This window comes from Desulfofundulus thermocisternus DSM 10259 (assembly GCF_000686645.1).
GTDB classification, from domain to species: domain Bacteria; phylum Bacillota; class Desulfotomaculia; order Desulfotomaculales; family Desulfovirgulaceae; genus Desulfofundulus; species Desulfofundulus australicus.
The window spans coordinates 260983-282919 of record NZ_JMLG01000002.1 but is presented as its reverse complement, the minus strand read 5'-3'; the positions used below and the strand labels follow the sequence as shown (position 1 = coordinate 282919).

Here is a 21937-nt window from a genome sequence, read left to right as displayed (position 1 = left end):
AGGAAGGATGGTGATGAATATCAGTTTTACCTGACATTAACATATCATGTAATATCTATGCTCTTCAAGTGATTTAACCTTGCTCCATATTATACACTATGTTATAATGATTGAGCATGTAATTTACGATCATGATGTGCTTTTAAGCGAGGTGATTTTCCGGTGAAAGAAGGCATTCATCCCAAGTACGGGCCGGCGAGGGTGATCTGCGTCTGCGGCAATACTTTTGAGACCGGCTCCACCAAAAAGGAGCTCAGGGTAGAAATCTGTTCCAAGTGTCACCCCTTCTTTACTGGTTCCCAGCGCACGGTGGAGACCAGGGGAAGGGCCGACCGGTTCCGTAAAAAATATGGCTTGAAATAGGTAGCAGAGCGGGCGCTCTGCTATTTGCTTGGAGGCGTGTGCTGCCCGGGTATTTTCCTCCAGCTCGGGTAAGGGGAGAGGACAATGGGCAATTTTCAATACGGCGGGCAGGCTGTTATTGAGGGTGTGATGATGCGGGGGCCGGCTTTAAGAGCAGTGGCAGTACGCCGGCCCGATGCCACCCTGGTTCTGGATACCAGGCCCGTGGGTTCCCTGGCGGCCCGTGTTCCCCTGTTGAAATGGCCTTTCATCAGGGGGGTGGTGGTGCTGGTTGAATCCCTGGTTATGGGCCTGGAAGCCCTTTCCTTTTCAGCCAGCCAGGCTGTGGAAGAAGAGGAAGAACTGACCACCCGGGATATTATTTTAACCCTGGCCGTTGCCCTGGCCCTGGGGATATTTTTATTCGTGGTTCTTCCCGCCGGCCTGGCCCACCTGCTGGCCGGATTCCTGCGGGGCCCCTTTCTCCAGAACCTGGTTGAAGGGGTGATCCGGCTGGGAGTCTTTCTCCTGTATGTGGTATCCATCGGGATGCTGCCCGATATCCGGCGGGTTTTTCAATATCACGGGGCCGAACACAAGGTGATCAACGCTTACGAGGCCGGGGATGAGCTCGTGGTTTCCCGGGTGCAGCAATATTCCACCTTTCATCCCCGTTGCGGCACCAGCTTTATCCTGATTGTGCTGGTGGTGAGCATATTCCTGTTCTCCCTGCTGGGCGAGCAGGTTCTCTGGTGGCGGGTAACTTCCCGCATCCTGTTGCTGCCCCTGCTGGCGGGGGTTTCCTATGAACTGCTGAAGCTATCGGCCAGGTACCCCCGGTTCTTTCTGTGCCGTCTTTTCATCATTCCGGGCCGGTGGCTGCAGGGCTTGACCACCCGGGAACCCGACGACGACCAGGTGGAGGTAGCCATTGCCGCCCTGGGTGCGGTGCTAGGAGGTGATGCCAGGTATGCTGGAAAAGCTGGACAGCCTGGAGCAGCGTTATGAGGAACTGGGCAGGCTTATTGCCGACCCGGAAGTAATGAACGACCGGCAGCGCTGGCAGCAGTATGTCAAAACCCACGCCGAGCTGGAAGAGATTGTTGCTGTCTACCGGGATTATAAAAAGGTATGCCGGGATTTCCAGGAGGCAAAGGAACTTCTGCGTGAAAAACTGGATCCCGATTTCCGGGAACTGGTGGAAGCGGAACTGGAAACCCTGGAGGAAAAAAAAGAGGAACTGGAACATAAATTAAAGGTTCTCCTGCTGCCCAGGGACCCCAATGATGAGAAGAACGTGATTATGGAAATTCGGGCCGGTACCGGGGGTGAAGAGGCGGCGCTTTTTGCTGCCGACCTGTTCCGGATGTATACCCGGTATGCCGAGCGCCAGGGCTGGAAAATTGACCTGATGAATACCAGCTACACCGACCTGGGCGGGATTAAGGAGATCATTTTTCTAATAGAAGGCAAGGGCGCCTACAGCAAGTTGAAGTTTGAAAGCGGTGTGCACCGGGTGCAACGGGTTCCCGCCACCGAATCGGGGGGACGCATCCATACTTCCGCGGCGACGGTGGCCGTCCTGCCGGAAGCTGAGGAAGTGGAAGTGGAGATCAACCCCAATGACCTGCGGATAGATGTCTTCTGCTCCACGGGGCCCGGGGGGCAGTCGGTGAATACGACCCAGTCGGCGGTTCGCATCACCCACCTGCCCACAGGAATTGTGGTTTCCTGCCAGGATGAAAAAAGCCAGCATAAAAATAAAGAGAAGGCCATGCGGGTCCTGCGGGCCCGCCTCCTGGACCGGCTGCAGGAGGAGCAGCAGCAAAAAATTGCCTCCGCCCGCCGTTCCATGGTCGGCACGGGGGACCGCAGCGAGCGGATCCGCACCTATAACTTCCCGCAAAACCGGGTTACCGACCACCGGATTGGCCTGACCATCCACCGGCTTGAGGATGTTCTCATGGGTGAACTGGATGAAATTATCGATGCCCTGGTGACTACGGACCAGGCCAGGCGCCTGCAAGAGGCGGACAGCGCCTGAACGGGGAGGAAACAATATGAATATCGCTGCTGCCCTGGCCCGGGCCAGGGCCTTTTTGCACCGGAAGGGAATTGAGGCTGCTGCCCTGGAGGCGGAGGTGCTCCTGGCCCACGTTCTGGGTACGGACCGTGTGGGTCTGTACCGGGAAGCCCACCGCACCTTAACCCGGGAGGAAAGGGTAAGATTTGAGGAAATGCTGAGCCGGCGCGCCGCCGGCGAGCCGGTGGCCTACCTGACGGGCCACCGGGAGTTTATGGGACTGGACTTCCTGGTCACCCGGGATGTGCTCATTCCCCGCCCGGAAACGGAGTTGCTGGTGGAGATGGCCCTGGAAATTCTGGGCAGGGGGGACGTCCCCGGGGAGCCCCTGCTTGCCGATGTGGGAACGGGCAGCGGGGCCATTGCCGTCAGCCTGGCCCGCTACCTGGCCCGGGGTACGGTTTATGCCACCGATATTTCCCCGGCAGCCCTGGCGGTGGCTGCCGAAAATGCCCGGCGGCACGGGGTAACCGGCCGCATTGTTTTTCTCTCCGGAGACCTGCTGGCCCCGGTGCGGGAAATACTTCCCCCGGGCAGCCTGGTCCTGGTGGCCGCCAACCTGCCCTATATACCATCGGCTGATATTGGCCGGCTGATGCCGGATGTGGCCTGCTACGAGCCGCACCTGGCTTTAGACGGCGGTGCGGACGGCCTGGAGCTCTACCGCCGCCTGGTTCCCCAGGCCCGGGAGTTACTGGTGCCGGGCGGGCACCTGCTTATGGAGATAAGTCCCGGCCAGGTTTCCCTGCTCGGCCCCCTGTTCCCGCCGGATACCTGGCAGTACCGGGTGCACCGGGATCTGGCCGGCCGGGAGCGGCTGGTGGTGGCACGGAAGAAGGCGCCTTTTCAGGGCAGGGCCGTCCACACGGTTAAAAGGCCGGTAAAAAAAATCAGCAGGCCGCTGGTTACCGTGAGCCAGCGCCAGCTGCGCTGTCCCAGCATGTTCTGGGCCAGGTGGGAAAGCTTGACAAATAATAATCCCACCCCCACCAGGGCCAGCGCGCCACCCAGGCCGAAGGCCAGCACCAGGCCCAGTCCCACCAGGGGTGTGCCGCTGCCAATGGAGAGAAGCATTACGGTCAGGGCCCCCGGGCAGGGGAAAAGCCCGTTTGTAATTCCCACCAGCAATACACCCCAGCGGTCCCGTCCAACCCCGGCCCCCGCGGGCAGGTGCACCCTGTGACCGCAGTGCGGGCACCTGTTTCCCCGGTAGAAGAGCAGGCGCAGGCCGATGAAGGCAATGAGCAGGCCGGAGATCAGCCGGAGCCAGACTTCCAGTTCCTGCCGGGGTACCCCGGCTGTTGCCACGGTGAACCAGGTGACCCAGCGGGCGCCCAGGGCCAGGATCATAACCACCAGGGTGTGGGTGATGGCCGTGATCAGCCCCAGGAGCAGCGCATCAACAGCCCGTCCCCGGGAAATAACCAGGTAGGCCCCCATGATGCTCTTCCCGTGACCCGGTTCCAGGGCATGCAAAAGGCCCAGGGTAAAGGCTGATAAATAGGTGATCCCGAAAGACAAGCCCCTCACTCCGAACCCCGAATTTCCGGACGTTATTGTTATAAAACATATAACCGGCTGGTAGTTTTTAGAACGGGCCGCGTAAAATTTGAGCAGGAGCCCGGGTGCTGGCCGGAAAACAGTTGGAAAATGGGTTAACCTGGGACGTTTTATAACTTGACAAAAGCCGGGCCCTTTGATTAAATAAGTAATAAGCACTGGTACATAGGAATAATTCTGATCTAGGAGGCATACCTATGAAATTACAGGAGGCCCTGCACAAGCTGAAGGAGCAGGGCGTGCGCCTGACACCGCAGCGCCAGGAAGTGCTGCGCATTTTAATTGAAGAGGCGGGCGGGGAGGAACACCTGAGCGCCGAGGAGATCTGGCGGCTGGTCCGGAAGCGCTATGCCAGCATCAGTTTTGATACCATTTACCGCACTTTAAACCTGTTTGTCCGCTGCGGCCTGGCCAGCGAGCTGGATTTCCCCGACGGCTGCCGGCGCTTTGAATTTGCCGGCAACGGGCATCACCACCACCTGGTCTGCCTGAAATGCGGCCGGGCTGAGGAACTGGCCTTCTGCCCCGAGGACTGCCTGATCCGGGCTCAGTTTGAAAAGCCGGGCTTTAAAATTACCGGCCACGCGTTTAAAATATACGGATATTGCCCAAAATGTCAACAAGTGTCAGACGGGTCTTCCCACCACTCTTAACGGGCTGAGGAGGAGCGGGAATTTGAAAGCGTGGAAAACCTTTTTATTTCTGGCCGGTTTGCTGTTGCTCTGGCTGCCCGGCTGCAGCGGGAATACCGCTGTGCCGGCGGCCGGGGAGAAGATAGCCGTGGTGACTACCATTTACCCCCTTTACGACTTTGCCCGCCAGGTGGGGGGAGAAAGGGTGGAAGTAACCAGGCTTCTGCCCGCAGGTGCGGAGCCCCATACCTGGGAGCCAACGCCGAAAGACATGGCTGCTCTCGCCCGGGCCAGGGTGTTCATCTACAACGGTGCCGGCATGGAACCCTGGGTTCAGCGGCAGCTGGGCTTGCTGGAGGAGAAAGGGGTCAGGGTGGTCGAAGCCAGCCGGGGCCTGGATCTGATTGCCGGCCCGGGCGACCACGGTGAAGCGGGGGTGGACCCCCATGTCTGGCTGGATCCGGTTCTGGCCCAGGAAATAGTAAAAAAAATACGGGATGCCTATATTGCCGTCGACCCGGATCACGCTGCCTACTACAGCTCCCGGGCTGATGAATACCTGGCCGCATTGCGGGAACTGGACCGGGAGTACCGGGCAGCCGCGCAGGATTTCCGGCGCAGGGAAATTGTCACCTCCCACGCGGCCTTTGCCTACCTGGCCCGGCGATACGGGCTCCAGCAGGTGGCCTTGATGGGTCTTTCACCGGAAAGTGAGCCCGATCCGGTCCGCATGCGCGAGATAGTGGCTTTTTGCCGGGAGCATGATGTTAAATACGTTTTCTTTGAAGCCCTGGTAAGCCCCAAAGTATCCCGCACCCTGGCCAGGGAAGTGGGAGCGGAAACGCTGGTGCTCAATCCCCTGGGAAACATAACCCCGGAGGAGGAGAAGCGGGGGGAAAATTATCTCTCCATAATGAGGGAAAACCTGGCCCGGTTGAAAGTGGCGCTGGGTGATCGTTCATGAAACCTGTGGTTGAAGTCAGGGACCTGTTCTTCAGCTACGGCGGGGAATTAATCCTGGAGGGAATTAACCTGTCCGTCCTGCCGGGAGATTTCCTGGCTCTGATGGGGCCCAACGGATCGGGTAAAACAACCCTCATCAGGTTAGTCCTGGGGCTGTTAAAACCGCTTTCCGGGGAAATAAGGTTGTTTGGTGTCCCGGTGCAGCGTTTTCGCCAGTGGCACCGGATTGGCTACGTACCCCAGAAGGCCACCAGTTTTGATACCCGCTTTCCGGCCACGGTGGAGGAGGTAGTCCTGTCCGGCCGCTTTGGTCTGCTGGGTCCCGGCCGGAAGCCGGGGAGGGAAGACCGCCGGGCGGTGGAGGAAGCCCTGGAACTGGTGGGCATGGCCGGGGCCCGCCACCGGGTCATCGGCTGCCTGTCCGGCGGGCAGCAGCAGCGTGTGTTTATTGCCCGGGCGCTGGTGGGCAGGCCCGAGTTGCTGGTGCTGGACGAACCGGTGGTGGGTCTTGACAGCAGGGCTCTCGACTCTTTTTACTCCCTCCTGGAGCACCTGAACAGGGACCTGGGTATCACGCTGATCACCGTGACCCACGACACCGGTGCCGTGGCGCAGCGGGTGAGCAGGGTGGCCTGCATTAACAGGCGCCTGGTTTGCTGCGGTGCCCCCTCCCGGGTATTAACTGCCGCCAACCTGTCCCGCCTCTACGGCGCACCTGTGCGGCGGGTGGTGCACAGCCACCGGGTCATTGATTCCACCCCCTGGGAGGGGTGGTTTTTTCGGAACAACTTTTAACTCTGGTTAATAAAGAAGGGAACCGGTCATGGGAGAAATTTTTGCGTATGATTTTATGGTCCGGGCACTTCTGGCCGGGCTGGTGGCGGGCGTGATCTGCCCGGCGGTAGGCGTTTTTCTGGTTCTGCGCCGCTACGCCTTCATGGCCGATACCCTGGCCCATGTTTCCCTGGCCGGGCTGGCCCTGGGTATGATCCTGGGTATTTTCCCCTCCCTGACCACCCTGGGGGTGACCCTGGCGGCTGCCGTGGGTGTGGAGCGCCTGCGGGCTACCGGTCGCCTGCACGGTGAGGCGGTCCTGGCCCTGATGCTGAGCACCGGGCTGGCCCTGGCCGTGGTCCTGATCAGCCTGGTCCGGGGCTTTAATGTGGACATCATGGGTTACCTGTTTGGCAGTATTCTCACCGTCAGCCCGGCGGACCTGCTGCTGATCCTGGTGGTGGGAGCAGCGGCCATGCTCCTGCTGTTCCTGTTCTACAAAGAATTATTTTTCATTTCCTTCGACGAGGAGTGCGCCCGGGTGGCCGGGTTGCCGGTGGACCGCCTGAACATGCTCTTCATCCTGCTGGTGGCCCTCACCGTGAGCGTGGCCACCAGGGTGGTGGGAGTCCTGCTGGTCGGCGCCCTGATGGTCATCCCGGTGCTTACCGGCCAGCTCTTCGCCGGTAGTTTCCGGAGCCTTTTCCGGGTTTCCCTGGTTCTGGGGGTGACGGTTTGCCTGTGCGGCCTGCTCTTCTCCTACTACCTGGGCACAGCTCCCGGTGGCTCCATCGTCCTGCTGGCGGCGGCCATTTTCCTGCTGACCCAGCTCTTTATCGCCGCCCGGCGTGCCTGGCAGCGCCGCCGCCTGGTGAAGGGAGAAGAAAAGCTCCCCCTGGTTAAACTCGGAGAGCGGACATCCGGCCCCTGAAAAAACGGGCTATTTGATGATCAGCCGGCGTATCAACTTCAGGGACAGGGGGAACAGTACGGCTGCCAGCACCGAGAGCCAGAGGAAATCCCCCAGCAGGCCTGGATGCACCTGCCCCAGCACCAGGCTCCGGACCAGGTTGACCACATGGTAGAGGGGGCTCAGCCAGGCCAGATCCTGCATGATTTTGGGCAGGCCGCTTAAAGGGAAGAAGACGCCCGAGAAAAGGAACAGGGGCGTCATGATCAGGGAAAAAAAGTAATTGAAATTCTCCATATTGGGTACAAGCCCCGTCCAGATCATGGAGAGGATGGCAAAGAGGAATCCCGCGACAGCCAGCACCGGCGGGACGAGAAGTGCCCACGGCGAGGTTACCAGCCCCAGGACCAGAATGACCAGCAGGATTACCGTGCCGTACAGCACGCTCTTGAAGGTGCCATACAATATTTCCGCCACGATAACGTCATCAATGCTTACCGGCGTGGCTACCATGGCGTGGAAGGTTTTCTGGAACTCCATGCGCACGAAGGTGCCGTAGGTGCACTCGTAGGTGGTGGCAAACATGGCTGAGGAGGCCACCAGCCCCGGGGCAAGATAATGCAGGTAGGGCAGCCCTTCCATGTCCTGTACATAGGCACCCAGGCCCACGCCCAGTGCCGTGATGTAAAGCAGGGGTTCAAAAAAATTGAAGGTGAGGTTTGTCACCCAGTTGCGGCTGAAAACAATCAGGTGGCGGCGCAGTACCTGCCACACCAGCGGGGAGACGTCCGGGAACCTCAAGCCTGCAACCCCCTTCCCGTAAGTTTTAAGAAAACGTCCTCCAGGGTGGCGGGGCGCAGCAGCAGGTGGGAGAAACGCAGGGGCAGGTCCTGCAGGGCCTGAAGCACGGCCTGGCCCTTTTCCCGGGGGAAAAGAAAGAGGTTGTCCCCCACCTCCAGGTGCCCCCGCAGCAGGTGGCCGGTTCGCTCCACCACCAGTGCCGTTGCTGCTTCCTCCATCTGTTCCAGGCCCACTTCCACCACTTCCTGCCCGATGTGCCTGGCCACCAGTTCCCCGGGTTTTCCTTCCTCCAGGATTTCCCCCCGATCCATGATCACCAGCCGGTCGCAGAGCTGGCTGGCTTCTTCCAGGTAGTGGGTGGTTAAAAGCAGGGTCACCCCCCTCTCCTTCAACCGGCGCAGGCGCTGCCAGACCAGGTGCCGGGCCTGGGGGTCCAGCCCGGTGGTGGGCTCGTCCAGGATTACCAGTTCGGGATTGTTGATGAGGGCCCTGGCAATGGTCAGGCGGCGCTTCATCCCCCCGGAGAGGCGGTCCACCTTTTCGCCGGCCCGGTCGGCCAGGTCGAAGAACTCCAGCAGTTCCAGGGCCCGGCTGCGGGCGGTGGCGGGCGGGATGCGGAAATAATTGGCATAAACCAGCAGGTTCTGCAGTACCTTTAAATCCGGATCCAGGTTGTTTTCCTGGGGCACCACCCCCAGCCGGCTTTTAATTTCCCGGGGGTGTTTCCGGACGTCCATTCCCAGGACGGTGAGTTTTCCGGAAGTAACGGGTGAGAGGCAGTAAATCATGTTTACCGTGGTGGTTTTCCCCGCCCCGTTGGGCCCGAGAAAGCCGAAGCACTCCCGGTAATGAACACGAAAGTCGATACCGCGTACGGCTACCTTACCGTTATACTCTTTGGTTAACTTTTCTGCCACTACAGCATCCATTCCAGTTCTCCCCATAATGATTTCGGCTGACCCATGCCCTATTTTATAACAAATAATGCCGGCCTGCCACGGGGTACTTTCCGGTAATATTTTTAAACGCCATTTTGTGGTATACTTTTTGTGTCACGGCGGTATGTACATTTTTCTGGATGAAGGTGTTGGTATGGAACTGCGGACGGCATACTGGCAGGTGGACCCGGTGGAGCCCCGGTCCGAAATCATAGACCGGGCGGGAATGATTTTGCGCCGGGGAGGGCTGGTGGCCTTTCCCACCGAGACGGTTTACGGCCTGGGAGCCAGTGCCCTGGATGGCCGTGCTGTCAGGCGCATTTTCGAGGTCAAGGGGCGCCCTCCGGACAACCCCCTGATTGTCCATGTCGCCGGGCGGGAAATGCTCCGGCCGCTGGTTCGCAGCTGGCCTGCCACTGCCGAAAAATTAATGGCGGCCTTCTGGCCCGGTCCCCTGACCCTGGTGCTTCCCGCCGCACCCGGCGTTCCCCGGGAAGTTACGGCGGGGCTGGATACCGTGGGAATCCGTATGCCCGCGCATCCCGTGGCCCTGGCCCTGATTGCTTCGGCCGGGGTTCCCGTGGCCGCGCCCAGCGCCAACCTTTCCGGCCGCCCCAGTCCCACCACTGCCGGGCACGTCCTGCAGGACCTGAACGGCCGTATTGATGCCATTCTGGATGCCGGTCCAGCCGGGGTGGGTGTGGAATCCACGGTCCTGGATCTGGTGGCCGATGTGCCCGTTCTCCTCCGCCCCGGTGGTATAACGCCCGAGGAACTGGAAAAAGTTATTGGTAAGGTTAAAGTGGACCCGGGTGCTGACGGGGGGGATGTGTCCCGTCCCCGTTCACCGGGCATGAAGTACCGGCACTATGCCCCCCGGGTTCCCCTTGTGCTGGTGGAAGGGGAGCCGGAACGGGTGGCGGCCCGGTTAAAGGAACTGGCCGATAATTACCGTGCCCTGGGCCGGCGGGTGGGAATTCTGGCCACCGCTGAAACGGCCGGGAAGTTAAACGGGGGCCAGGTGGTGGTGGCCGGTTCCCGGCAGAACCCCGCCGCCATTGCTTCCCGCCTTTTTGCCGCCCTGCGGCAGCTGGAGGGACGGGGAGTGGATGTGATCCTGGCCGAAGGTATCGAGCCCCGGGGCCTGGGGCTGGCCGTAATGAACCGGCTGCGGCGGGCGGCGGGTGGTCACATTGAAAGGGTGTAGGTGCTGCCGGGATGGTTCCGCCGGCGTACCCGCGCCGGTGGAATAGCGGGGACCCGGAACCGGATTGTCCGGCACAAATGCATTTTCTGGAGGCGGAGCGGTTGAGTATTTCAGCCCTCTTTTTGCTGGCCGTGGCCCTGGGTACCGATGCCTTTTCCATGTGCCTGGGTATCGGTATGGCCGGGGTTAAACGCCTGCAGGTTTTGCTGATAACTTTGACCGTGCTCCTTTTCCACATTGCCATGCCCCTGCTGGGTTTTCAACTCGGGGAACTGGCCGGGGGATTCCTGGGGCGCACGGCTACCCTGGTGGGGGCAGCGCTGCTCCTCTACCTGGGGGTGCGCATGATCAGGGAGTCCTCTGGCGGGGATGAGCCGCGGGTTATGCTCCTGAACAACTGGGGGCTGCTCCTTCTGGGGGCCAGTGTAAGCATGGATGCCCTGAGCGTGGGATTCACCCTGGGTACCCTGCGGGCGCAGCTTATTTTTACCGTGGTCACCTTCGGTCTGGTGGCCGGCCTGATGACCTTTTCCGGCCTGGTGCTGGGCCGTTTTCTGGGGCAGGTGGCGGGAGAGCGGGCACGGCTTCTGGGAGGCCTGATCCTTATAGGTATCGGGGTCAAGCTATTTTTTCACTGAAATAAACCCGGTTTTTTAAATCCCTGGCTTTGGAAAAGCGGGGGTGAAGCTTTTCTCCATCAAGGTGTTTTCCGGGAGGCATGGCTTATGGCGAAAAAAGTGCTTTTTGTCTGCACCGGCAATACCTGCAGGAGCAGTATGGCCGAGGTCCTGGCCAGGGGTATGCTGGCCGAAAGAGGCCTGCAGGATGAGGTGGAAGTGGTTTCCGCGGGTATAGCCGCCCTGCCCGGCAGCGAGGCATCACCGCAGGCCGTGGCGGTGATGGAAGAAATGGGCCTGGATTTAAAGTCCCACCGGGCGTCCCTGCTCACCCGCCGGGACGTGGAGGAGGCCGATCTGGTGCTGGCCATGACGGCAGGCCACAAGAAGCTAATCCAGGACCGGTTTCCGGATCTGGCGGGCAAGGTGTTCACCCTGGCCGAATTTGCCGGCCGGGATGGCGATGTTCCCGACCCCTTCGGGGCGCCGGTGGAGGTTTACCGCCGGTGCGCCGGCGAACTGAGGGAACTTATTTCCCTGGTTCTGGACAGGCTGGCTGCCGGTGAAACGGAGGATGGCCGGTCTGCAAGCGGTCCGGAAGGGGCCCGGCCGGGCAACGACGTGGGGGGTGAAAATTGAAGCAGGAAAAAAGCGTTTTTTGTAGAAACTAAAACATATTGCTGCAGGCAGTAAAAACAGGAAAACAATTCTCTTTGGCCTGATAAGGGGTGAATTTTAAGTGCGGGTTGCCCTGGCCGCCGATCACGGTGGCTTTCGCTTAAAGGAAGAAGTCCTTTCTTTTTTGCGTGAAAACGGCATTCCCTGCCACGATTTTGGCACCTATTCAGAAGAAGCCGTTGATTACCCCGATTTTGCCCTCCTGGTGGCCGAGGCCGTGCGCAGCGGCGAGTACCAGAGGGGTATAATTTGTTGCGGCACGGGTATCGGGGTGGCCATTGCGGCCAACAAGGTGCCCGGCATCCGGGCCGCCCTCTGTCACGATACTTTTTCCGCCCGGGCTTCCCGGGAACACAACGACGCCAATATCCTGACCATGGGGCAGCGGGTGATCGGGCCCGGCCTGGCCAGGGAGATTGTGCGGGTGTGGCTGGCTTCTGAATTTACCGGCGGGCGCCATGCCCGGCGGGTGGCCAAAATCGCCGAGATTGAAAGAAGGTACGCCGGTGGCAGCGGTTGTTAGCCACAAGAAGCTTGTCGTGGGGAGGAACCAGAACAATGCATATGAACCAGCCTTTAGCGGCAGTGGATCCTGAAATAGCCCGGGCAATCGAGCTGGAGCTGGGCCGCCAGCGTGACACCCTGGAGCTGATTGCGTCCGAAAACGCCACCAGCCGGGCGGTAATGGAAGCCCAGGGTTCCGTGCTCACCAACAAGTACGCCGAAGGTTACCCCGGGCGGCGTTATTACGGCGGGTGCCAGTTTGTGGATATTGCCGAGGAGCTGGCCATTAAGCGGGCCAGGGAGCTTTTTGGTGCCGAACACGCCAACGTGCAGCCCCATTCCGGAGCCCAGGCCAACCTGGCTGTTTATTTTGCTCTCCTGGAACCGGGGGATACCATCCTGGGCATGAACCTGGCCCACGGCGGTCACCTCACCCACGGCAGCCCTTTGAACATCTCGGGGAAGTACTTCCGGGTGGCCTTTTACGGTGTGGAAAAGGAGACGGGCCTGATCAACTACGAAAAGGTTTTTGCCGCTGCCTTTGAGCATAAACCCAGAATTATTGTGGCCGGGGCCAGCGCCTACCCCCGGGCCATTGACTTTTATAAATTCAAGGAAATTGCCGAGGAAGTGGGGGCCTACCTGATGGTGGACATGGCCCACATTGCCGGGCTGGTGGCCGCCGGGGAGCATATGAACCCGGTGCCCTACGCCGATGTGGTGACCACCACCACCCACAAAACCCTCCGCGGTCCCCGGGGAGGTATGATTTTGTGCCGGGGCAGGTATGCCGCGGCTATTGATAAAGCGGTTTTCCCCGGCATCCAGGGTGGTCCCCTGATGCACGTTATTGCTGCCAAGGCAGTGGCCTTTAAAGAGGCGCTGCAGCCGGAATTTAAGGAGTACCAGCGGCAGATTGTGAAAAATGCCCGGGCCCTGGCCAGGGCGCTGCAGGACCGGGGCTTTGAACTGGTCAGCGGCGGCACTGACAATCACCTGATCCTGGTGGACCTGCGCAACCGGGGAGTTACCGGTCGCGAGGCGGAAGCCGTTCTGGATTCCGTCGGGGTCACCGTGAACAAGAACGCCATTCCCTTCGATCCGCAGCCTCCGGCTGTTTCCAGCGGCATACGTATCGGCACGCCGGCTGTAACCACCCGGGGGTTGAGGGAGGCAGATATGGAGACGGTGGCCGAGATCATCCACCTGGCGCTGTGTTTCCGGGATAATCCGGACAAGCTCAAACAGGTGCGGGAAATGGTGGCCGGGCTGTGCCGCCGTTACCCGCTGTATTAAGGCGAAACGCGAAACTGTTGCCTGGTGTTGTTAAAAGAGCAGGAGACCGGCACCCCGCCGTTCCCGGAGACCGGAGGTGAGCGGCTCTGGTTAAAAGGCCTTCCTTTGATGAGATTTATATGGAAGTGGTCGACGTTATTGCCCGGCGCTCCACCTGCCTGCGCAAGAAAGTGGGGGCCGTCATAGTGGTGGACCGGCGCATTATTTCCCACGGTTATAACGGCGTGGTCAGCGGGGCGGAACACTGCATTGATACCGGGCGGTGCCTGAAAGACCTGGCGGGCCGGGAAGATTACAAGCCCTGCGTCCATGCCGAGCAGAACGCCATCTGCCTCTGCGCCAAGCGCGGCCTGGCCGTGGGGGGCGGCACCATGTACGTGAACGCCGACATCTGCCTGACCTGTGCCAAGCTCATTGTTTCCTGTGCCATTTCCCGGGTAGTGGTGAGGAGGGATTACCGGGGCGGCGAGGAGGGCATTGACTTCCTGCGCCGTCACGGTGTGCAGGTGGACTTGTGGGAGTGAGCGCTTATCGGCGGACGCAGAGCAGCCCTTTTTGATATCGGAGCCACCCTGATCACCGGCCCGGAGGTGTCCCCGGCCAGGCAGATTTCCCGCCTGCTGGAACTGTCCCCGGAACAGGACCGGCTGGTGGGGGAGCTGATCATGTGCCGCGAGTTTGCCGGCCCCCGTGAGGTCTGTGCCGCCCTGTCGGAAGTGGTTCCCTTGAGCCGGCAACAGGAAGAATTCCTGGCCCGCCTCTGGTTGGAGCAGGAAAACGCGGCGGTGGAGATACCGGGCGCGGCTGCGGCCGTAAGGCGGGCCAGGGAACTGGGTTATGTCGTGGGCCTGGTTTCGGATATCTGGGTTCCCTATTACCGGGCCTTTTTGCGTGCCTGCCCGGGCATAGCTGCCCTGGTGGAATATGCCGCCTTAAGCTTCCGGGTGGGGAGGAAAAAGCCCGCGGAAGAGCTCTTCCGGGCCGCCCTGGAGGCCCTGGATGCCGACCCGCGGCGTTCGGTGATGATCGGCGATACCTACGAGAAGGACATCCTGCCGGCTAAAAAACTGGGGCTGGCCACCATCTGGGTTCTTTCCCGCCCCGAGCGGGAGTACCCGGCCATGGCCCGCGTATTGTGGGATGAATGGCCCCAGCCCGATTTCATCGTGCCGGGTACGGCTCAGCTTGCCCGGGTGCTGGAGGAACTTGCAAAAAAGGAGAGATACACCTGCGTATGGAAGTATTAAAGGTGGTACACCACTCGCCCGGCGAGCTGCTGGAGAAGCTGCGCCGGGTGACCATGCTCACCGATCCGGACTGCTACATCTATCGCGATGTTTTTATTTCCCTGGAAAAAATCCACACCCGTTGCCTGGCGCCGGCCCAGTCCTATGTGCTCACCGGTGAGCTGCAGAAGGTGCGGGAGCTTAAATGGGAACTGGCCCGCCACGGTTACGACCTCTTTCACCTCGACGGTTATGTTACCCTTCACCTGGCCGGATACGACGAGCCGGTGGACCTTTTGCCCCCGGTGATCGAGGAATCGGTGGAAGCCGACGGTTCGGTTTTCAATATCATCTGCGACGGCATGCACCGGGTTTACCTGGCCCGCCTGGAATGGGTCATTCCCCAGGTAATTTTTATCCGGGGCGTGCCCAAGGACAGGCCCTATTACGCCTACCCCCTGCCCGGCGGCTGGTCCCAGGTAGCGCTGCGGGAAGATCTGCCGCCCGGGCTGATTAAAAAATGGCACCGCATCCGGGATTACAAGTCCCTTTACCGCAATTTTAACTCCGCCTTTCACAATGTGGGCGGCCCCCGGGGACGCTTTCAAAAAGTTTAAAGATGGGCAGACCTCCTCTTATATTCGTGGGGCCGGCCGCATATAGTTGAACCAGGGAGACAAACCATGCTCAGGGTTCTTGTTGTTTTCGGTACAAGACCGGAAGCCATTAAAATGGCTCCGCTGATCGGGGAAATGCGGCGCCATCCGGACCGGTTTCACTGCCGGGTGGCCGTCACCGCCCAGCACCGGGAGATGCTGGATCAGGTGCTGCAACTTTTTCAAATTGCACCCGACCACGATCTGGACATAATGAGGCCGGGCCAGAGCCTCTTTGACATCACCCGCCGGGCCCTGGCCGGCCTGGAACAGGTTATAAAAAGGGAAAGGCCCCACCTGGTGCTGGTGCACGGGGATACCACCACCACCTTTGTTGCTGCGCTGGCCGCCTTTTATTTTCAGATACCGGTGGGGCACGTGGAGGCGGGCCTGCGTACCGGGGACAAATACTCTCCCTTTCCCGAGGAGATCAACCGCCACCTTACGGCGGTGCTGGCGGATCTCCATTTTGCCCCCACCGCCTCTGCCCGGGATAACCTGCTCCGGGAAGGGATAAACCCGGAAAAGATCTTTGTTACGGGAAATACCGTTATTGACGCCCTGCTGGCCACGGTAAAGGCGGACTACCGGTTTGCCGACCCCGTGCTGGCCGGCATTGACTTCCAGTGCCGCCGCGTGTTGCTGGTAACCACCCACCGCCGGGAAAACCTGGGCGAGCCGATGCGGGAAATTTACCTGGCCCTGCGGGATATCGTGGCCTTTTATCCCGACGTGGAGGTGGTCTTTCCCGTGCACAGGAACCCGGCGGTGCGGGAAGTGGTGCAGGAAATTCTGGGAAGATCGCCCCGGGTGCACCTCATTGAACCCCTTCCTTACCAGGATTTTGTAAATTTGATGAACCGCTGCTACCTGGTGCTTACCGATTCGGGCGGCCTGCAGGAGGAGGCTCCGGCCCTGGGCAAGCCCGTGCTGGTGCTGCGGAATACCACCGAGCGCCCCGAGGCTGTCCGGGCCGGCACCGTGCGCCTGGTGGGTACCACCCGGGAAGCAGTTTTTAAGGAAACCCGCCTCCTGCTGGAAGACGCGGCCCGCTACCGGCGGATGGCCGAAGCGGTAAATCCATACGGGGATGGTCAGGCTTCCCGGCGCATCTGCCAGGCGCTTCTCTACTGCTTCGGCCTTGGTGACAAACCTCCGGAACCCTTTAAGTAAACGTAAGACCATTTCTCCTAAAAAAGTCTTCCGCTGGTGAAGGAATAAAAGAGTTTATGTAGAAGAAATACTTTGTGACGGGTGTAACGCAGCTGACAATTTTCTGATAAAATGTTACAGGCTGCTGCACCCGCGCCGGGAAAGGTGACGGCCATGGTCGAGCGCCGGGTGAGGGGCCGTGTCCTGGCGGCCCTGGCCCTGACCACAACTATCGGCATGGAACTGGCCATAATGGTTACGGCCGGTTTTTACACCGGCCGGTGGCTGGATGAACGGCTACATACGGGACCCTGGTTGATGGCGGCGGGCATTCTGGCAGGCCTGGCCGCAGGCATCTGGGGAGTTGTTCAGACGGTAACACGCTTTTTTAAAAACTGGGGGTAAAAACCGGTGTCTTCCTTACCGCCCGTTCCCGAACTGGATAACCAGTTAAAGCGCACGACCTGCATCACCGGGGGTTTGCTTGCGCTGGTGCTCCTGGCAATTGCCTTTAACCCGGGCGATTCCCTGGCCTGGGGCCTTTTTCTCGGTCTGGCCACCGGGCTCTACAACACCATTTCCCTGGCCCTGCGGGTCAAACGGCTGGGCTCGGTGGAAAGAAGCACTGCCCGCGGCTACATGCGCCAGGGCCTGATCATGCGCCTGGTGCTGGTCATGGTGGTAGTTTTGCTGGCCGGACGGGTGGCCCGGGTGAATGTATGGTGGCTGGGGGCGGGCATGCTGCTTGTTCCCTGCATTACCGCCGTTGACGCTGCCCTCAGGGCTGTGCGCTTGAGCCGCGCTGAGGAAGGGACGTTTTCTAAGTTTTCTAATTCTAAGTTTTCTAAGATGGAAGAAAAAATTTAAAAGGGGGAGGTGATAACGGGTGAAAAGCCTGGAGCAGGTACACGAAGAACTAAACGTATGGGGTTTTCCCCACCATCCCTGGGAATTTACCATAGGCAATACACACGTCATGCTTAATCCCAAGACGCTGGTGATGACCTGGATAGTCATGTTGCTGGTGATCATTTTCACTGTTTCCGCCACCCGCAACATGAATATGAAGCGGCCGGGGAAGCTCCAGCTGATGGTGGAGGAGATCTTCCAGTTCTTGCGGGGCCTGGTTTTTGATAATATGGACCCCAAAAAGGGTGCCGGCCTGATGTGCCTTATTTTTACCCTCTTCATCTTCCTTCTCTTCAGCAACCTCTGGGGCCTGGTACCCACCATGATGTCACCCACCGCCGACGTAAATACCACTGCCGGGCTGGCCATAATGGTCTTCTTCCTCGTCCAGTTTATGGGGATCCGCTATAAAGGGGCCGGTTATTTCAAACACTTCCTGGAACCATTTCCCTTCTTCCTGCCGCTGACCATTGTTGAGGAACTGGCCAAGCCGGTTACCCTGGCCTTCCGTCTATACGGTAACATCTATGCCGGCGAGGTTTTGATTGCAGTACTCCTGGGACTTTTGGGGTTGAACACTTTTGTCTTTGGCGGGTTTATCCCCTCGGTGGTGTGGCTGGCATTCAGTATCTTCGTCGGGTTTATCCAGGCCTTTATCTTTACCATGCTAACCATTGCCTACATTTCTCAGGTGGTTAAAGAACACGAGCATTAAAAGCTTTTTCAACCCATATAAAGATATGGTTTGCCAGAAATGGAAATTTGGAGAAAGGAGGGGAAAAGGATGGATGTGGGAGCTGCTGCTGCCCTCGGTGCCTCTTTGGCCGTAGGTCTGGCTTCCCTGGGTGCCGGTATCGGTGACGGCCTGGTGACCGGCCGCACGGTGGAGGCGATGGCCCGTCAACCCGAGTTAAGAGGCAACCTGCTGACCACTATGTTCATTTCCGTGGGTCTGATCGAGGCCCTGCCCATTATTGCAGTAGTTATTGCCTTCATGCTGTTTGGTAAAATCGGTGGTTAATGCAGGTCAAGGTGGGTAAAAGGTGGCATAGCGGGTTAAGTATTACCTGCTATTGCCTTCCTTTTATCCACGGCAACGGGTAGGTAGTTAGGAAGGAGGGGAACCGGTGGAAGCGCTGGGAATTAATTATACCCTGGTAGCCCAGATTATAAACTTTATCATCCTGCTTATTTTCCTTCGTCTGGTTGTTTATAAACCCATCGTCAATATTCTGGAGCAGCGCCAGCAGTATATAGCCAGCAACGTGGCCGCTGCGGAAGAGGATCGTAAACAGGCCGAGGCGCTGCGCCAGCAATACCTGGCGGAAATGCAGAAAGCCAGGGAAGAAGCCCAGGCCATCATCCAGCAGGCTACCAAGGCCGGTGAGGAAAAAGCGCAGGAGATTGTAGAAGCGGCAAAAGCTGAGGCGCAACGGATTAAGGAGAGCGCCCTGGAGGAAATTGCCCGGGAGAAGGAGAAGGCGGTTGCAGAATTGCGCGACCAGGTGGCTACGCTGTCCATCCTGGTGGCCCAGAAGATCATCAACCAGACCATCACCCCCGAAATTCAGCACAGCCTGGTCCAGGAATTCATTAAAGAAACGGGTGATCTGCCATGCTAAAAGGGGCCGTAGCCCAGCGGTATGCCCAGGCCCTTTATGAACTGGCAGAGACGCAAGGTCTGGTGGATCAGGTAGAGCAGGAGCTAAAGTCAGTGGAAGAGATCGTAGCCAGTTCCCGTGAATTCCAAAAGGTGCTCTATCATCCCCGCATCACTGCACAGGAAAAGAAAGATGTGCTGAAAAACATCTTCTCCGGCAAAGTTTCCCCCATTACCGAGAACTTCCTCTTCTTGCTTGTTGACAGGCAGCGGGAAGCCTTCTTGAGCGACATAGTGGACTACTACATCAGCCTGGCCAATCGTGCCCGCAATATCGTGAAGGCAGAAGTTACCAGTGCCATTGAGCTGACCAGGGAAGAGAAGAAAAAACTGGGGGAAGTGTTGAACAGGATCACCCGCAAAAAAGTGCAGACCGTATACAGCGTGGACCCCGCGCTAATCGGCGGGGTGGTGGTGCGCATTGGCGACCGGGTTATCGACGGCAGCCTGCGTACCCGTCTGGCATCCATGAGAGAGCACCTCAGGCAAATAAGTTAAGGCGATAGGGGTGAAATTAGGAGCATGAATTTGCGACCGGAAGAGATCAGCTCGATCATTCGGCAGCAGATTGAAAAATACCAGGCGCAAATTGAAATGCGCGATGTGGGCACCGTAATCCAGGTCGGCGACGGTATTGCCCGTGTTTACGGCCTGGAAGACTGCATGGCCATGGAACTGCTGGAGTTTCCGGCACCCGCGGAGGGAGCCGAGCCCACCCTGGGAATGGCCCTCAACCTGGAAGAGGACAACATCGGGTGCGTTCTGCTCGGTGCCTACACCCATATCAAAGAGGGAGACACGGTTAAGCGGACGGGCCGCATTGCCTCCGTGCCGGTGGGCGATTCCCTGATCGGGCGTGTGGTCAACCCCCTGGGACGTCCCCTGGACGGCAAGGGCCCCATCAAGAGCGATAAGTTCCGCCCCATTGAGCGCATCGCACCCGGCGTCATCACCCGCAAACCCGTGCACCAGCCCCTGCAGACCGGCTTGAAGGCCATCGACTCCATGATCCCCATCGGCAGGGGACAGCGGGAATTGATCCTGGGTGACCGCCAGACCGGTAAAACGGCCATTGCCGTGGACGCCGTCATCAACCAGAAGGGCAAGGACGTTATCTGTATTTACGTGGCCATCGGGCAGAAGGCCTCCACGGTGGCCAACGTGGTGCAGCGGCTGCGTGACTTCGGCGCCATGGATTACACCATCGTGGTTTCGGCTACGGCTTCCGATCCGGCACCGCTGTTGTTCATCGCTCCCTATGCCGGCTGCGCCATGGGCGAGGAATTCCTGGAGCAGGGCAGGCACGTGCTCATTGTATACGATGACCTTTCCAAGCAGGCCGTGGCCTACCGCGAGCTTTCCCTGCTCCTGCGCCGCCCGCCTGGCCGCGAGGCTTATCCCGGTGACGTGTTCAACCTGCACTCCCGCCTGCTGGAGCGGGCCTGCAAGCTCAATGACGAGCTGGGAGGCGGTTCCATAACTGCTCTGCCGATCATTGAAACCCAGGCCGGTGACGTTTCGGCCTACATCCCCACCAACGTGATCTCCATTACCGACGGCCAGATTTACCTGGAGCCCGACCTGTTCTACGCCGGTGTCCGGCCGGCCATTAACGTGGGTCTCTCGGTATCCCGGGTTGGTGGTGCCGCGCAGATCAAAGCCATGAAGCAGGTGGCCGGACAGCTGCGCCTGGACCTGGCCCAGTACCGCGAGCTGGCTGCCTTCGCCCAGTTTGGTTCTGACCTGGACAAGGCCACCCAGGCCCGCCTGATCCGGGGCCAGCGCATGACGGAATTACTCAAGCAGAAGCAGTACGCTCCCATGGCGGTGGAGGACCAGGTGATGGTTATTTATGCCGGTGTTAACGGCTACCTGGATGATCTGCCGGTGGAGAAGGTGCTGCCCTTTGAAGAGGAGTTTTTGAACTACATGCACACCAGCCACCCGGACGTGGGCGAGGCCATTGCCCGCACCGGCGAACTGTCCAGGGAAACGGAAGAGAAGCTGAAGGCGGCTATTGTGGAATTCAAGAAAGGCTTTGTGGCCCGGATGGCCTGATAGGCGCGTTCCGGTTATCCGGTAACAGCGACGCGAGGTGGTGAAATAGAGTGCCAAGTCTACGGGACTTGCGGCGTCGGATTAAAAGTATCAAGAGCACCCAGCAGATTACCAAGGCCATGAAGGCGGTTTCCGCCGCCAAGATGCGCCGGGCTCAGGAACAGGTGCTGTCCGCCAGGCCCTACGCCAGGCGGATGAAGGATGTTCTGGGCAGGGTGGGCACCGCCGCGGGCGGGGTCAAGCACCCCCTTCTGGAGGTGCGCGAGCCCAGGAAGGTAGCCTACGTTCTGATTACTGCCGATAGAGGGTTGTGCGGCGGGTTCAACGCCAACCTGATCCGCAGGACCATCCAGGAAATAAACAACCTCAACGCGGAAGTAAGCCTGATCTGCGTCGGGCGCAAGGGCCGGGATTACTTCCGCCGCCGGGGTTACAATATCGTCCAGCAGTACGTGGGCCTGGGTGAAACCATCAAGGTGAGCCAGGCCCGGGAAATCGCCCGTTACCTCATGGAAAAATACTCGGCCGGAGAGTTTGACGTCGTCTACCTCATTTACAGCGAGTTTATCAACGTGCTGGTGCAGCGGCCAAAGGTGGTAAAACTCCTCCCCGTAGAACCTCCCGAAGAGCAGGAAAACGGCCGGGATAAGCCCGCCAGGGTGGAGTACATCTTTGAGCCTTCGGCGGAGAGCGTGCTGTCCGAGCTGTTGCCCATGTACGTGGAAAACATGGTTTTTCACGGCCTTCTGGAGTCCAAGGCCAGTGAGCACAGTGCCCGCATGACCGCCATGGACAATGCCACCAAGAACGCCGGCGAAATGATTGATAAACTGACCCTGTCCATGAACCGGGCCCGCCAGGCTGCCATCACCAAGGAAATTTCCGAAATTGTCGGCGGCGCGGCGGCTCTGGAGTAAGCGTTACCGTTCCCCTGGCTAACTCAAGCTTCGCGCGAAGGAGGTACGGAGTAG

General features: G+C 59.4%; 27 protein-coding genes and 1 pseudogene. 25 read left to right on the top strand and 3 right to left on the bottom strand.

The window, feature by feature from the left end:
• The first annotated feature begins 162 nt into the window (after nucleotides 1–162).
• The 4 genes and pseudogenes from rpmE to prmC form a co-directional block, all read left to right on the top strand.
• Nucleotides 163–363, top strand: a complete 201-nt coding sequence (rpmE, locus tag BR83_RS0103470) for a 50S ribosomal protein L31 (RefSeq protein ID WP_013824439.1) — start codon at nucleotides 163–165, stop codon at nucleotides 361–363.
• An 84-nt stretch (nucleotides 364–447) separates the two neighbouring features.
• The gene (locus BR83_RS0103465) at nucleotides 448–1350 is read left to right on the top strand and encodes a DUF1385 domain-containing protein (protein WP_027355901.1); all 903 of its coding nucleotides are present in this window, start codon (nucleotides 448–450) and stop codon (nucleotides 1348–1350) included.
• Nucleotides 1313–2386, top strand: coding sequence for a peptide chain release factor 1 (prfA, locus tag BR83_RS0103460; RefSeq protein ID WP_027355900.1), 1074 nt, complete (start codon nucleotides 1313–1315; stop codon nucleotides 2384–2386). The genes BR83_RS0103465 and prfA overlap by 38 nt, the downstream gene beginning before the upstream one ends.
• 16 nt (nucleotides 2387–2402) lie before the next feature.
• Nucleotides 2403–3254 (top strand): annotated as a pseudogene (gene prmC, locus BR83_RS14980) (peptide chain release factor N(5)-glutamine methyltransferase); the annotation flags it as partial.
• A gap of 17 nt (nucleotides 3255–3271) precedes the next feature.
• Here prmC and BR83_RS16585 read toward each other — a convergent pair.
• Nucleotides 3272–3955 (bottom strand): nickel/cobalt transporter, encoded by a 684-nt coding sequence (locus tag BR83_RS16585; protein WP_083543140.1) that lies wholly within the window; start codon nucleotides 3953–3955, stop codon nucleotides 3272–3274.
• Between the two features lie 227 nt (nucleotides 3956–4182).
• Here BR83_RS16585 and BR83_RS0103445 point away from each other — a divergent pair, with 227 nt between their 5' ends.
• Genes BR83_RS0103445 through BR83_RS14970 form a run of 4 tightly spaced genes read left to right on the top strand, consistent with a single transcriptional unit; the run spans nucleotide 4183 to nucleotide 7285 of the window.
• Nucleotides 4183–4638 (top strand): Fur family transcriptional regulator, encoded by a 456-nt coding sequence (locus tag BR83_RS0103445; RefSeq protein WP_034634352.1) that lies wholly within the window; start codon nucleotides 4183–4185, stop codon nucleotides 4636–4638.
• Between the two features lie 22 nt (nucleotides 4639–4660).
• Nucleotides 4661–5581, top strand: coding sequence for a metal ABC transporter substrate-binding protein (locus BR83_RS0103440; RefSeq protein WP_027355897.1), 921 nt, complete (start codon nucleotides 4661–4663; stop codon nucleotides 5579–5581).
• Complete coding sequence (locus BR83_RS14975) at nucleotides 5578–6375, top strand: metal ABC transporter ATP-binding protein (RefSeq protein WP_051617818.1); 798 nt, start codon at nucleotides 5578–5580, stop codon at nucleotides 6373–6375. The genes BR83_RS0103440 and BR83_RS14975 overlap by 4 nt, the downstream gene beginning before the upstream one ends.
• 28 nt (nucleotides 6376–6403) lie before the next feature.
• Complete coding sequence (locus tag BR83_RS14970) at nucleotides 6404–7285, top strand: metal ABC transporter permease (RefSeq protein ID WP_051617815.1); 882 nt, start codon at nucleotides 6404–6406, stop codon at nucleotides 7283–7285.
• A gap of 9 nt (nucleotides 7286–7294) precedes the next feature.
• On the opposite strand, the gene BR83_RS0103425 is transcribed toward BR83_RS14970, so the two are convergent.
• Nucleotides 7295–8065 carry an ABC transporter permease gene (locus tag BR83_RS0103425; protein WP_027355896.1) on the bottom strand — a complete coding sequence of 257 codons (771 nt, stop codon included), beginning with the start codon at nucleotides 8063–8065 and terminating at the stop codon, nucleotides 7295–7297.
• Nucleotides 8062–8994 (bottom strand): ABC transporter ATP-binding protein, encoded by a 933-nt coding sequence (locus BR83_RS17725; protein ID WP_027355895.1) that lies wholly within the window; start codon nucleotides 8992–8994, stop codon nucleotides 8062–8064. The genes BR83_RS0103425 and BR83_RS17725 overlap by 4 nt, the downstream gene beginning before the upstream one ends.
• Before the next feature lie 163 nt (nucleotides 8995–9157).
• Here BR83_RS17725 and BR83_RS0103415 point away from each other — a divergent pair, with 163 nt between their 5' ends.
• From BR83_RS0103415 to atpG, 17 genes are all read left to right on the top strand, one after another.
• Nucleotides 9158–10210: an L-threonylcarbamoyladenylate synthase gene (locus BR83_RS0103415; protein ID WP_027355894.1), complete on the top strand. Its 1053-nt coding sequence runs from the start codon at nucleotides 9158–9160 to the stop codon at nucleotides 10208–10210.
• A 101-nt stretch (nucleotides 10211–10311) separates the two neighbouring features.
• Complete coding sequence (locus BR83_RS0103410) at nucleotides 10312–10848, top strand: manganese efflux pump MntP (protein ID WP_027355893.1); 537 nt, start codon at nucleotides 10312–10314, stop codon at nucleotides 10846–10848.
• 87 nt (nucleotides 10849–10935) lie between these two features.
• The gene (locus tag BR83_RS14965) at nucleotides 10936–11466 is read left to right on the top strand and encodes a low molecular weight protein arginine phosphatase (protein WP_051617812.1); all 531 of its coding nucleotides are present in this window, start codon (nucleotides 10936–10938) and stop codon (nucleotides 11464–11466) included.
• A gap of 100 nt (nucleotides 11467–11566) precedes the next feature.
• Nucleotides 11567–12028 (top strand): ribose 5-phosphate isomerase B, encoded by a 462-nt coding sequence (rpiB, locus tag BR83_RS0103395; protein WP_027355892.1) that lies wholly within the window; start codon nucleotides 11567–11569, stop codon nucleotides 12026–12028.
• A gap of 35 nt (nucleotides 12029–12063) precedes the next feature.
• On the top strand, nucleotides 12064–13305 hold the full coding sequence (locus BR83_RS0103390) for a serine hydroxymethyltransferase (RefSeq protein ID WP_027355891.1): 1242 nt from the start codon (nucleotides 12064–12066) through the stop codon (nucleotides 13303–13305).
• Between the two features lie 86 nt (nucleotides 13306–13391).
• Nucleotides 13392–13829, top strand: coding sequence for a deoxycytidylate deaminase (locus BR83_RS0103385; protein ID WP_027355890.1), 438 nt, complete (start codon nucleotides 13392–13394; stop codon nucleotides 13827–13829).
• A gap of 66 nt (nucleotides 13830–13895) precedes the next feature.
• The gene (locus tag BR83_RS16335; protein ID WP_051617810.1) at nucleotides 13896–14552 is read left to right on the top strand and encodes an HAD family hydrolase; all 657 of its coding nucleotides are present in this window, start codon (nucleotides 13896–13898) and stop codon (nucleotides 14550–14552) included.
• A complete protein-coding gene (locus BR83_RS0103375) occupies nucleotides 14540–15148 on the top strand; it encodes a hypothetical protein (protein ID WP_027355889.1) in 609 nt (202 codons plus the stop codon). Before BR83_RS16335 ends, BR83_RS0103375 begins: the two co-directional genes overlap by 13 nt.
• Nucleotides 15149–15214: 66 nt before the next feature.
• Nucleotides 15215–16360 carry a non-hydrolyzing UDP-N-acetylglucosamine 2-epimerase gene (wecB, locus tag BR83_RS0103370; protein WP_027355888.1) on the top strand — a complete coding sequence of 382 codons (1146 nt, stop codon included), beginning with the start codon at nucleotides 15215–15217 and terminating at the stop codon, nucleotides 16358–16360.
• Between the two features lie 153 nt (nucleotides 16361–16513).
• Nucleotides 16514–16744 carry an AtpZ/AtpI family protein gene (locus BR83_RS0103365; RefSeq protein WP_027355887.1) on the top strand — a complete coding sequence of 77 codons (231 nt, stop codon included), beginning with the start codon at nucleotides 16514–16516 and terminating at the stop codon, nucleotides 16742–16744.
• 6 nt (nucleotides 16745–16750) lie between these two features.
• Nucleotides 16751–17206: an ATP synthase subunit I gene (locus tag BR83_RS0103360; RefSeq protein WP_027355886.1), complete on the top strand. Its 456-nt coding sequence runs from the start codon at nucleotides 16751–16753 to the stop codon at nucleotides 17204–17206.
• A 19-nt stretch (nucleotides 17207–17225) separates the two neighbouring features.
• Nucleotides 17226–17963, top strand: a complete 738-nt coding sequence (gene atpB / locus BR83_RS0103355) for a F0F1 ATP synthase subunit A (RefSeq protein ID WP_027355885.1) — start codon at nucleotides 17226–17228, stop codon at nucleotides 17961–17963.
• Nucleotides 17964–18032: 69 nt separating this feature from the next.
• Entirely contained in the window at nucleotides 18033–18269 is a 237-nt protein-coding gene (gene atpE / locus BR83_RS0103350; RefSeq protein WP_027355884.1) for a F0F1 ATP synthase subunit C, read from the top strand.
• Nucleotides 18270–18375: 106 nt separating this feature from the next.
• On the top strand, nucleotides 18376–18870 hold the full coding sequence (gene atpF, locus BR83_RS0103345) for a F0F1 ATP synthase subunit B (protein ID WP_027355883.1): 495 nt from the start codon (nucleotides 18376–18378) through the stop codon (nucleotides 18868–18870).
• Nucleotides 18864–19406 (top strand): F0F1 ATP synthase subunit delta, encoded by a 543-nt coding sequence (locus tag BR83_RS0103340; protein ID WP_027355882.1) that lies wholly within the window; start codon nucleotides 18864–18866, stop codon nucleotides 19404–19406. The genes atpF and BR83_RS0103340 overlap by 7 nt, the downstream gene beginning before the upstream one ends.
• Nucleotides 19407–19430: 24 nt before the next feature.
• Nucleotides 19431–20966: a F0F1 ATP synthase subunit alpha gene (gene atpA / locus BR83_RS0103335; protein ID WP_027355881.1), complete on the top strand. Its 1536-nt coding sequence runs from the start codon at nucleotides 19431–19433 to the stop codon at nucleotides 20964–20966.
• A gap of 50 nt (nucleotides 20967–21016) precedes the next feature.
• The gene (gene atpG, locus BR83_RS0103330) at nucleotides 21017–21883 is read left to right on the top strand and encodes an ATP synthase F1 subunit gamma (RefSeq protein WP_027355880.1); all 867 of its coding nucleotides are present in this window, start codon (nucleotides 21017–21019) and stop codon (nucleotides 21881–21883) included.
• The last annotated feature ends 54 nt before the right edge of the window (nucleotides 21884–21937 follow it).